This window comes from Bacteroidota bacterium, from assembly GCA_018816945.1.
Classification (GTDB): domain Bacteria; phylum Bacteroidota; class Bacteroidia; order Bacteroidales.
In genome coordinates this window covers 61,165-73,006 of record JAHIVC010000015.1, presented here as the reverse complement: position 1 = coordinate 73,006, position 11,842 = coordinate 61,165, and the positions used below count along the sequence as shown (strand labels likewise).

General features: G+C 34.9%; 11 protein-coding genes. 4 read left to right on the top strand and 7 right to left on the bottom strand.

Annotation, left to right across the window (positions count from 1 at the left end; genetic code table 11):
- Positions 1–270: 270 nt before the first annotated feature.
- The 6 genes from KKG99_02765 to KKG99_02740 all read right to left on the bottom strand — a co-directional run bounded on the left by KKG99_02765 (position 271) and on the right by KKG99_02740 (position 4,744).
- On the bottom strand, positions 271–489 hold the full coding sequence (locus KKG99_02765) for an RNA-binding S4 domain-containing protein (protein ID MBU1011903.1): 219 nt from the start codon (positions 487–489) through the stop codon (positions 271–273).
- 104 nt (positions 490–593) lie between these two features.
- Positions 594–1,025: a hypothetical protein gene (locus KKG99_02760; GenBank protein ID MBU1011902.1), complete on the bottom strand. Its 432-nt coding sequence runs from the start codon at positions 1,023–1,025 to the stop codon at positions 594–596.
- 199 nt (positions 1,026–1,224) lie between these two features.
- Positions 1,225–1,701 (bottom strand): flavodoxin domain-containing protein, encoded by a 477-nt coding sequence (locus KKG99_02755; GenBank protein ID MBU1011901.1) that lies wholly within the window; start codon positions 1,699–1,701, stop codon positions 1,225–1,227.
- Between the two features lie 55 nt (positions 1,702–1,756).
- Complete coding sequence (locus tag KKG99_02750; GenBank protein ID MBU1011900.1) at positions 1,757–3,043, bottom strand: aminotransferase class V-fold PLP-dependent enzyme; 1,287 nt, start codon at positions 3,041–3,043, stop codon at positions 1,757–1,759.
- Positions 3,044–3,053: 10 nt separating this feature from the next.
- Entirely contained in the window at positions 3,054–3,692 is a 639-nt protein-coding gene (locus KKG99_02745) for a DUF1080 domain-containing protein (protein MBU1011899.1), read from the bottom strand.
- Positions 3,693–3,871: 179 nt separating this feature from the next.
- Positions 3,872–4,744, bottom strand: coding sequence for a hypothetical protein (locus KKG99_02740; protein MBU1011898.1), 873 nt, complete (start codon positions 4,742–4,744; stop codon positions 3,872–3,874).
- Between the two features lie 272 nt (positions 4,745–5,016).
- Here KKG99_02740 and KKG99_02735 point away from each other — a divergent pair, with 272 nt between their 5' ends.
- Positions 5,017–8,043: a hypothetical protein gene (locus KKG99_02735; protein ID MBU1011897.1), complete on the top strand. Its 3,027-nt coding sequence runs from the start codon at positions 5,017–5,019 to the stop codon at positions 8,041–8,043.
- Positions 8,044–8,103: 60 nt separating this feature from the next.
- Here the strand turns inward: KKG99_02735 and KKG99_02730 are convergent, their stop codons facing one another.
- On the bottom strand, positions 8,104–8,889 hold the full coding sequence (locus KKG99_02730; protein MBU1011896.1) for a PhzF family phenazine biosynthesis protein: 786 nt from the start codon (positions 8,887–8,889) through the stop codon (positions 8,104–8,106).
- Between the two features lie 118 nt (positions 8,890–9,007).
- Here KKG99_02730 and KKG99_02725 point away from each other — a divergent pair, with 118 nt between their 5' ends.
- The 3 genes from KKG99_02725 (at position 9,008) to KKG99_02715 (ending at position 11,841) form a co-directional block, all read left to right on the top strand.
- Positions 9,008–9,556 carry a hypothetical protein gene (locus tag KKG99_02725; GenBank protein MBU1011895.1) on the top strand — a complete coding sequence of 183 codons (549 nt, stop codon included), beginning with the start codon at positions 9,008–9,010 and terminating at the stop codon, positions 9,554–9,556.
- 264 nt (positions 9,557–9,820) lie between these two features.
- Positions 9,821–11,443 carry an adenine deaminase gene (gene ade / locus KKG99_02720; GenBank protein MBU1011894.1) on the top strand — a complete coding sequence of 541 codons (1,623 nt, stop codon included), beginning with the start codon at positions 9,821–9,823 and terminating at the stop codon, positions 11,441–11,443.
- 98 nt (positions 11,444–11,541) lie between these two features.
- On the top strand, positions 11,542–11,841 hold the full coding sequence (locus KKG99_02715) for a metalloregulator ArsR/SmtB family transcription factor (protein MBU1011893.1): 300 nt from the start codon (positions 11,542–11,544) through the stop codon (positions 11,839–11,841).
- The last annotated feature ends 1 nt before the right edge of the window (position 11,842 follow it).

Genomic DNA, 11,842 nt, shown 5'->3' with positions numbered 1-11,842 from the left:
TTTTCTGTCGGCAAATGTATGAAAATTATTTTTGTATAAACAAATGAATTTTAAAATTCTTCTCTTTTCTGTTCAATCGTATATTAATTATTATGCAAATTGAGCGGAGTTAGTATGCGACATTCAATGGATATACAATAGAAATACAATCGCAATACTTAAGTTGGAAAATAATCTGTTAGATTTAATATTGAAGCAATGAAATCAATTTTCAATTAGCACAACTTGTCCCGAAAACGTCGTGGATCTTCAAATTATCAAATTGATCACTTAGCCAATCACTACTTCATTCCCGTTAAAAAATACTTTATCACCAACACGCAGTTTGCAACGTTTTCGAAATTCAACCGCTTCATTCACCATTACCTCCCCGGCCTCAATCCGGATTTTGGCTTCTCCACCGGTTTCGACCCAACCCAAAAATTTAAGCAGCTTATTCAGTTCAATGAATTCGTGACCAATCAATTCAAACCTTTCTGTTTTTTTCATTTTGTATAAGTATGCTCATCCGGAATCAAATCTTTTATTCGATCGTCTGAATAAATAATAAGATTAAAATACTTGAGAAATAATCTGGCTGAATTGATATTTTTTTATAAAAAATTAATCTTTTTAATGTCTTTGATATTCAGCCTTACCAAGCTCCCATATTCTTTGCTCTTCCCTTCGATGGTTAGTAAAATGGTTTTTGTTTTAGACCCTTTTTCTTTAAAACTTGTCTTGATCCAAATTTCATCCATCTGGCCGTTTTCCAATGCTACCATTGCTTTACGGAATTGTCCTTTTTTCTTCTTCTCTAATTGGATACTTTTGATCTTGTCAAATTTCAGTTTAAACTCTGCCTTATTCTGAAGACATTGAAATTCAAAACCTCCATAGCCTCTTACTTCTACAAGATGATAACTTTCCCCTTTTAAAGTAGTAATTGTTACTTCATATTGATTGCCCTGAGCTATGGAAATATTTGATAGCGAAATTATAGCAAAGATTGACAACAATGCCGATTTAATTGCGAACTTCCTCATACTATAATATTTAAGATTTATAATTTAAAGGTAATAATTAATTTATGAATAATCAAAATACTTAGTTGGGAGAATCACGGGTATGAAACCCCAAAGTCCCGAACACTCGGGAGAAAAAAATTCAGCAGCAGAGATGCGCGGTATTATACCTTCCGACTTCGTCGGAATTGTTCGATCTCTTATATAAAATCAATCATTTTTAGACAAACTCACCTGCCAATTCCTTAATTTTTTGCTCATCAATTTTGGAAATATTTTCTTTAATCCCTGCTATTTTCTTAACAATCGCTTTCTCCAAAAAATTCATTTTATCGAATAAAAATTCACCACCAATAATTTCATTTTTGATGGAGTGCATCCGTAAAATTTCGGGAAATGCGTTATTAAATTGTTCTATAGCCTTTTCACCTTCTTCCATGCAACATAAAAATAAGGCAATTTCCTTCTTTAGCAAAGATTCCAGATTTGATTCACAAAAGCTTTTCATCCGCCTTTGAATCATACCGGCATGAATTGATCCACCCAGTATTATTTTATTGTATTGTGAAATATCAGGGTTTTTATTGGCCCTTAAATCAATGTGGTGAACTTCCTCACTATTAAGCAGTTTGTGTAACTTCAAAGCAACAGTTTCCGTTGTACCATGCTTGGAAATATAGATAATTGCAATCATCATTAAATTTTTTCGGTTATTTATGGATTACTCTGTATTAAAAGAGCAGATAAATGTATTAATTTAAAGTCGATATATGCTCCAATCCCTTAATTAAATAATCAATATCACTCTTTGTTATATAAATTGCCAGTGAAATTCTCAGGCCATTTAACCCAAAACCTGTCATCGGCCTGGTATCAATACCATAATTATCAAATAATTGCTTCTTAACAAAATTAACATCTTTACCTACAATTTCTAAATTTTGAATCGCAGATGAAAGCTCATCTTTTACCGGAGACTTGAATTTAAATTTTGGATTATCTCCAATTTTTTCCCTTAAATATGCTTTAAGTTCGTACGATCTCCTTTCAATTTTTTCACGCCCTATTGAGTTGTGAAATTCTATTGCTGTTCCCAATCCTAATACATCAGGTAAATTTCGTGTATTATAGTTTTCCAACCTCCGGATAGTAATATCCTTATGTCCATTGGCAACAATGAGTGGCTTTAGTAAATGCTGGCTTACCTTTTTGGCATAAAAGATTCCAATTTCCTTTGGTGAAAATAACCATTTATGCGTACTTGCAGTATAATAATCACAACCCAGGTCTTGCAAATTTACTTGAATCATCCCGGCTGCCTGAGCACCATCAACTGCCACATAAATACCTTTTTGGTGAGCCATTTCACTTACCTCCTTAATTGGTAAAATCATGCCATTTGTGTTTAATAAGTGACAAATTGATATGATCTTCGTTTTTGGAGTAATGGCCTTTCGGTACATTTCAACGATTTCTTCAACTGAATCAGGGAGAATTGGCAATACAATTTGCACTAATTTAATACCCTTCGATTCTTGCCATACCTGCCACGGAATCGTTACGCTTGTATGTTCATGATCAGCCAATATAATTTCGTCACCGGGTTTCAGGTCAAAACTCTTGGCAAGCATATTAAAGCCTTCCGTAGTATTATGGATAAGTGCAATTTCTTCTGGAGATACTGATAATAGCTCAGCAGATTGACTTCTGACTTTTTCTACTTCTTCCTTCCAGCCTCCCCACATGTATTTTGATGGAAATTCATCTAAGGTCGTCCTGAAATTACAACTTGCTTCTCTCACAATTAATGGAGATGGGCCTAATGAACCATTATTAAAATATTTTAATCCTTCTGCAAAAGGAAATTGTTCTTTTACCTGTTCCCAATAACTTTCATCAGACTTTTCTGAAGAAAGAATTGCTGATAAGTTGTCAAATGGCAAACTGCTGACATTCTTGCCAAATGCAGAAAACATTGCTGCTCCAGCAAATCCGGTGATTGAAGCTTTTAAAAAATTTCTTCTTTTAATTTGTGTCATAACAAGAGGCTTATTTTGATTTTTTAATGACAAGATTTTTGAAAGCTCCATCTGAATTATTACCGGCCCACAAGCCAATCCATCCGGTCTTTCGATCACTTAACTGCTCAATTTCCAATGATGCAATCTCAGAATTATTTACATAAACTTTCACTTGAGGGTATACAATTTCAATCTTCGCATGAAACCAATCATTCGGATCAGGTACAGGAATTACAGGATTCTCATATTGTTCAGGAAAATTACTTCGTAAATAACTCCAAGTTTTTTCCGGATGTGAAATATATTGAACAGAATGGCTATTTCTTTCTGGCGATTTAAAATTAAATGGTCTGAAATAGATTCCATCGTATGTCTCTTCATCAAGCCCATGAAAGGCAATGCCCACAAAACTTCTTCCTTGATGATCTGAACCCTTAATATCAAGTTCGATCACTCCATCACCAAAACTCAAATCTTTCACCCAAACAACACCATCCAAAGGTTGAGCATTAAACTGAATTGCATTTTCAGTCTTGTCAAAATTTACTATTCGATTATACACATTCCAGATTTTTTTATTATTTACTGAAGATAAGTCAGGAATTATTTGAGCATTTAAATGTCCGATCAGAACAAATGGCAATAAAAGGAAGACAAATCTTTTCATTAGGTTCATAAGTCTAAGGATTTAGGTTATCTGTAAAGTTCCCTAATTTTTATTTAATCTCCAATAAATCAGCCAAAGATTCACGAGTAATATTTGAAATCATGAATATGCAACAAAAAAAGGGCTATCCAATGAATATGATTGGTTGGCCCTTTGATGTAAGCTATGGAAATGTAAGCTTACTGATTCATTTCATTCTTTAAAAGGATCGTATAAGCAGTGGCCATTTTTTGTGCCATCTCTATCATCGTTTTATTATATTTATCGAGATCAATTTCACCTTTATCCTTTAAGAAATCTGTATCACCAATTAATCCTTTGTTTGTAAGAAACAAGTCTCCCGAATTTTTAAACACGTAGGATTTCTTTCCTTGTCCTGCATTAACCTCATCAAGACCTGACTGAACTTTGATATTAATAAAGTCAAGCGTTGGGGCATTTTTTTTTCCTATTCCAAATTTAAAATTGACGCTCAGTGAAGCTTGGCAATCGGTTTCCATGGCAATTCTGGGAACCATATTATTAATTTTTACAATCGCGCCAATTTTTAAAGTTTCACTGAACATGCCCATTCCTGAAACAGATCGTTTAATCCCTTCCGTGGTCACCGATTTTTTGGTAATTCCTCCCGAATATGCCCTGGTTTTCCTTTCCTCTTTAAGGCCTAAGGCAATATAATTTTCATTATTGAGAAGTACTTCTTTATCTAATACTTCTATTCCGTTATCGGTAAATACTTTCTTAACGATTTCATAGAGTTCATTGGTCAGTGATTCATAGTAATCACCGCCAATTTCAACAGTTTGTGTACGCTTATAGAGTGGGCCGCCACTCCATCTGCTTTCCATCGGGCCGGGAGCTGTTTCTTTGGAGGTGATATATTCTCCATAAAATTCTACAAACATTACTTTTTTCACTCCATTTTTAAGGAGTAATTTTGCATTTAGCTTTGCGAGTTTCTCTGCTTCATTAACACTCATATCATCCTGACATATCCCAGCGAAACTAAGCAGAAAGCTGATGCACATCATGCATAAGATCTTTTTTTTCATTGGTTTCTGGTTTAGGTTAATAAATGATAACTGTAATTAGATAATAGAAATTCCAGGCTATTAAAATAAGCTATAGTATTTTTACAAACTTCGTATGTTCCGATTCTAAATATATAAACTATAATAAATAAATTCAAGGATTATTTTTTACTGTGCTTTTATTTCGTAATTTTTAACCATCAAAAATCACAATATTTAAACTTATGAAAAAATATTTCCTCCTTATCGGTTTATGTATTTCTGTTTTTTCTGTGCACGCTCAAAAGCTCGACATGGATTTATTAAACGATTTAAAACCAAGAAATATTGGTCCTGCTGGAATGAGCGGGCGAGTAACAGCAATTGATGTTAACTTGTCAAACACCAATATTATTTATGCAGGCACTGCTTCAGGCGGATTATGGAAATCAGAAAATGCCGGAACAAATTGGACACCAATTTTTGAAGATAAAAAAGCAGCCTCAATAGGGGCTATTGCTATATTTCAAAAAAATCCCGATATCATTTGGGCAGGAACCGGTGAAGGGAATCCAAGAAACAGTTTAACTGGCGGGTACGGACTTTATAAAAGTGTTAACGGTGGTAGAACCTGGAAGGAAATGGGATTGGAAAACACTCGTCATATTCATCGAATTATCACCCATCCGGAGAACCCGAATATTGTTTATGTCGGAGCAATCGGAAGCCCCTGGGGCCCACATCCTGAAAGAGGAGTTTTTAAAACAACCGATGGTGGAAAAACCTGGGATCAAATTTTATTTACCAACGATCAATCCGGGGTAGCTGATATGGTGATGGATCCTTCAAATCCGGATAAAATATTTGTTGCCATGTGGCAGCATCATCGCCAACCTTGGTTTTTTAAATCAGGCGGTGAAGGCTCCGGACTATACATGACCATTGATGGTGGAGAAAACTGGAAACTACTTTCAGAGGAAGACGGACTTCCTTCGGGAGAGATCGGACGAATCGGGTTAGCCATAAGCAGAAGTAATCCAAAATATATTTACGCATTAGTTGAATCTAAAAAAAATGCCATATACCGATCAACGGATGGTGGTTATAAATGGGAAAAACGAGGGGATAAAAATATTGGTGACCGCCCTTTTTATTATGCTGATTTATTTGTTGATTCAAAAAATGAAAATAGGGTTTACTCATTGTACAGTTTTGTCAATGTGAGTGAAGACGGGGCTTTGACCTTTACCGATCAAACTGCTGAAAGTATCCATAGTGATCATCATGCCTGGTGGATCCATCCTAACGAACCTTCTTTTATGATTGATGGTAACGATGGTGGAATGGCCATTACACATGATATGGGCAAAACCTGGAGATTAATTTCGAATCTTCCTGTCGGTCAGTTCTATCATATCGATGTTGACAATGAACTTCCATATAATATTTATGGTGGGATGCAGGACAATGGATCATGGGTGGGCCCGTCTTACGTTTGGAGCAGACAGGGAATTATCAATAATTATTGGGATTATCTGAATGGCGGGGATGGTTTTGATGCTGTTCCTGTACCCGGAGATGCACGATACTGCTATTCAATGTCACAGCAAGGTCATTTATCAAGAAATGATATTCTGACCGGGGATTCTAAAAATATTCGTCCTGTTCATCCTGAAGGAATTGACGTGCGTTTTAACTGGAATGCAGCCATTGCACAAAATCCATTTGATCAGAATAGCATTTATTTTGGAAGTCAGTTTTTACACAAAAGTAATGACCGTGGAGAGAACTGGGAAATCATTAGTCCTGATTTAAGCACAAACGATCCTGAGAAACAAAAACAACATTTAAGTGGTGGAATAACTTATGATGCCACAGGAGCAGAAAATCATACAACCATCATTTCCATAGCTCCCAGTCCACTTGACGAAAAGGTAATTTGGGTGGGAACAGATGATGGTAATCTGCAACTGACGACTGATGGTGGAGAAACATGGGTCAATGTTTATGGCAAAATTAAAGGTGCCCCGTTAAATGCTTGGATTCCTCAAATTCATCCATCAAAATATAATGCTGCAGAAGCATTTGTTATCGTAAATAATTATCGACAGAATGATTACAGCACTTATGTTTATCATACCAAAGACTATGGTAGAAAATGGGAACAAATTGCTGACAACTCAGAAATATGGGGATATGCACTGAGTTTTGAACAAGACCCAATTGAACCAAAGCTAATGTTTTTAGGTAGTGAAATGGGACTTTATATAAGTATTGATGCCGGAGATAACTGGACTAAATGGACTCATTCTTATCCCACAGTATCTACCATGGATCTGAAAATTCATCCCCGCGAGTATGATTTGGTCATCGGTACCTTCGGTCGATCAATTTGGGTATTGGATGATATTCGACCTTTAAGAAAGCTTGCTCAGGATGGTACAAATATTTTTGAGCAGGAACTGGTTGCATTTGATCTTCCTACCGCAATTATGGCTAAGCCAAAAGTTGCACCTGGATATCCGGTTTGGATGCGACAATATGCCGGTGACTCCTATTATGAAGGCGAAAACAGACCAATGGGGGCAATGATTAGTTTTTTCATCAAAGAAGCAGATGAAAATGAAATGGTAAATATTGATATTATTGATTCTAATAATGACACCATTCGCACATTATCAATAAAGCCAAAAAAAGGGATTAACCGAACATACTGGGGCTTTGATACCAGAGGTTTTAGAATGCCTGGCAGGCCAGCCCCCAAGAATGCAAGAACACAAGGTGGAGGCCCCATCACTTTGCCTGGCACTTATACTTTAAATTTGAAATATAAGGATGCAGAAGCCTCAAGTACCCTGATGGTAAAAGCTGATAATCGGTTAGACATTGATGCGGATGCAATGATTACAAATCGGAAAAATCTTGATCCTTTTATTGCCATGGTTGATGAATTAAATACAGCACTCGATAAACTTAAAGAAATTGAAAAGAAAATTGATATCGTTAACAAACTTATCCCTAAAGAAAGCAGTCCAAACATCGATAGTTTAAAATCGATCGAGAAAGAAATTGGTATCACCATTAAGGAACTGAACGAACTCATGTATGGCCCTAAAGACGTTCAGGGAATTTATAGTAACCCAAAAGAAATTTCAAATAAAATATGGCCAGCATTTTCGGGATTAATGGCAGCAACCAAGCTTAACAGCAACCAAAAATACGCCATAGATCAGGCTGAAAAAGCGATGGCTGAATACACCGGCCAATTAAATAAATTCTTTGACAATGGATGGAAAAAATATCAGGATGCAGTAAAAAAAGCAGAGATCACCATTTTTTAAAAAATAATAGGCGCAGCTACAAATTTAGTTGCGCCTATTATTTTCCTTTATAATACTTAACTAAAATTCAATTTCTCCGATTAAATAAGTAACCGCATGCCCACTTATTTTTACCCGATCACCATCCCAAACACATTCCAATTCACCTTTTCTTTTGGATAATTGCTGTGCCTTTAAAGCAGTTTTATTAAGCTTATTAGCCCAATATGGAGCAAGTGTAGTATGTGCTGAACCTGTAACAGGGTCTTCATCAATTCCAACCTGTGGCGCGAAAAAGCGTGAAACAAAATCAACTATTTCACCTTTGGCACTAACGATGATACCTCGTGCTTTTATCTTGTTCAGTAGCCTAAAATCAGGCTTCAATAACTCTATCGTACTTTGCGCATCAAAGATCAACATATAATCAGTTTTGCCTTTGTACGTTTCAATAGGCTTGCATCCTAAAGCCTTCACCAGTATATCAGGTGTAGCTACTTTCTCTATTTGATCAGCAGGAAAGTCTAATTCTATTTTTTTCCTGTCTTTTCGCACTATTAATATTCCTGATTTTTTGGTGTCAAATTTTATAGTTGAAGATTTATAATGATAATACTTAAAAAGAACATGTGCTGCAGCCAAGGTTGCATGACCGCAAAGATCAACTTCCGTGTTGGGAGTAAACCATCTTATTGCATAATTCTTCCCCTCTTTCACTACAAAAGCGGTTTCTGCCAAATTATTCTCAGCAGCGATTAGCTGCATTGTTGATTCATCCAGCCAATAATCCAAAATGCAAACAGCTGCAGGGTTACCCCGAAAAACCTGATCTGAAAATGCATCAATCTGATAGATTTTAATTTTCATTTCTATTTTTTTAAAAAAGTACTTTTTACTACAATATCTTTTGTTAAATTACAAAAAAAACTGTAAAATCAAATCAGAAAATTTTATCTTCACTCCTAAAACCAAATTAGATTCAATCATGAAAAATGTTAAATATCTCATCCCCTTTATTATTATAATTATGATAACATCAAGTGGTTGTAAGAAATTAGCCAGTTTATTGGATGTTACTTTTAATACGGAATATTCCGTGGAATTAGATGCAATAGTTCTGCCCAAAAATGGGTTAAAACAGACAGAAGGAGTATTTAGTACTTCTGCAACTATTGATCCCAATAGCAATGCCGAATTTTTAAAATACGCCCATAAAATAAAAGATATTGAAATAACTTCCATTTCAGCAAAGGTTTTAAGTATTAGCAAGCCTGTGATCATTGAAACGGCAAGTATTTCTATTTTTTCAGAAACAAAAAATACTTCATGGAATTTCACAAATGAACTTATAAGTTTAGGAAAAGTTTTAACCCTGGGCAATGAATCCAACCAATGGATAAAGGTTCAAGATATTCTAGGTGATAAAAATATATTTACAATCTTCGTTGACGGGCATACAAATGTTGATGATGTAGAATTCACAATTGAGGTTACAATTAATGCCACAATAACTGCTAATCCTTTAGGAAATTAGAAGGTTTGAAAACTTTTTACCATTTTAATCCCTTTAACATAAGTTTATTAGCTTATTCCAATAAAAAATTTAATTTTTTACATGCGACATTTTATCATTAATGGTATAAAGTGATGTAAGACAATTTTACTTATTCTTACATCATAGGTAATTACTAAAAAGGCATTCTGAGGGAGAATGCCTTTTTTCTATTTAGTTCGATTTCCTCACATTCTATCCTTATCCACTTATTTTGTAGATTTGTTACAATCAATAACGAGTAATATGAAAATACTATCAGGGAATATTGTGGATGTCGTTTCACAAAGAATTTTTCAAGGAAAAATATCAATTGAAAGCAACCGCATCATAAACATATCTGAAGAACCGGTTAATGAAACCCAATTTATTTTACCGGGTTTGATTGACGCCCATATCCATATCGAAAGTTCAATGTTATCTCCTTCAGAATTTGCAAGAATAGCAGTTATACATGGCACTGTTGCCACGGTTTCTGATCCTCATGAAATAGCAAATGTCCTTGGAATTGAAGGTGTGGATTACATGATTAAGAATGGAGAGAAGGTTCCCTTTAAATTCTTTTTTGGCGCTCCAAGCTGTGTGCCTGCCACTAGTTTTGAATCTGCCGGAGCTGTTTTGGGTGTTCAGGAAACTGAAGAATTATTAAGTCGTTCTGAAATAAAATACCTTTCTGAAATGATGAACTTTCCAGGTGTGCTTTTTAACGATAAGGAGGTTGTCTCCAAACTATCAATCGCTAAAAAATTTAACAAACCGGTGGATGGTCATGCACCCGGATTAAGCGGTGCCGATCTCAAAAAATATATAAGTGAAGGAATCTCAACCGATCATGAATGCTTTACCGTTGATGAAGGACTTGAAAAAATCAAACTTGGAATGAAAGTGCTGATAAGAGAGGGAAGCGCCGCAAAAAATTTCGATATGCTCATCCCGCTCATCACTGAATATCCTGATCAAATTATGTTTTGCTCTGATGATAAACATCCAAATGATTTATTAAAAGGTCACATAAATCTACTTATTAAGAGAGCAATTGTATTTGGTTACGATCCAATCTTAGTATTGAGAAGTTGTATTTACAACCCCGTGAAACACTATAATTTAGAAGTCGGGTTGTTGCAAAAAAATGATTTGGCAGATCTAATTATTGTTGACAACCTGATCGACTTTAATGTTTTGCAAACCTACATTGACGGGAGTTTAGTAGCAGAGAATGGTAAATCATTTATTAAAGAAGTAATGGATAGTGCCCCAAATCATTTCAAAGCAAAACCTATTAAAACTTCTGATATTGAGATAATGGCTCAAGCTGGCAATATTAAAGTAATAGAAGCCATTGAAGGGCAATTAATTACTAAAAAACTTGAATTTAGCCCTCTTATTAGAAATAATAAAGTAGTGAGTGATACTTCCCGTGATATTTTAAAAATAGTTGTCCTTAACCGTTATGAAGAAAGTGTTCCGTCAGTAGGTTTTATAAAAAACTTTGGATTTAAAGAAGGTGCAATTGCCTCAACAGTGGCTCATGATAGTCATAATATAATTGCGGTAGGCGTAAATGATTCTGAAATTGTCAAAGCCATAAATTTGTTGATTAAAAATAAAGGCGGCATTTCTTTAATCAATACTGATAAAGAAATTTTTTTACCACTTCCGGTTGCAGGGATAATGTCAAATAATAATGGTTTTAAAGTTGCAAAAGATTATGATCAACTCGAACAGGAAGCAAAACTTCTGGGTTCAGGGTTCAAAGCTCCGTTTATGACGCTTTCATTCATGGCATTGCTAGTGATACCCGAACTTAAGTTAAGTGATAAAGGTCTTTTTGATGGCAATAAATTCGTATTTACCTCATTATTTTGCTAGTGTAGCGAACAAACAAAGTTTTCATTTTATGATATATATACATATTTAGTTGGAATTGATGTATATTATTTCATAATTTTGTCAAAAACATTAAAACTATGGGAAACTTATTAATCGACATCAACAAACTAGAAATGGCTGCCAGTAAACTACGTGCAATAGCTCATCCAATGCGAATTGCAATACTAGATTTACTCAACGATAGCCCAAAATTAAGTGTGACTGAAATTTACGAAAAGTTAAAAATTGAACAAGCCTCGGCATCTCACCACTTAAACATCCTAAAAAATAAAGGTGTTTTAGTCTCAAAAAGAGAAGGCAAAAAGATTTTTTATTCTTTGAAAAATATTAGCTTAACTGAAATTATTGAATGCATCAATCGTTGTAACGAAGATTAGC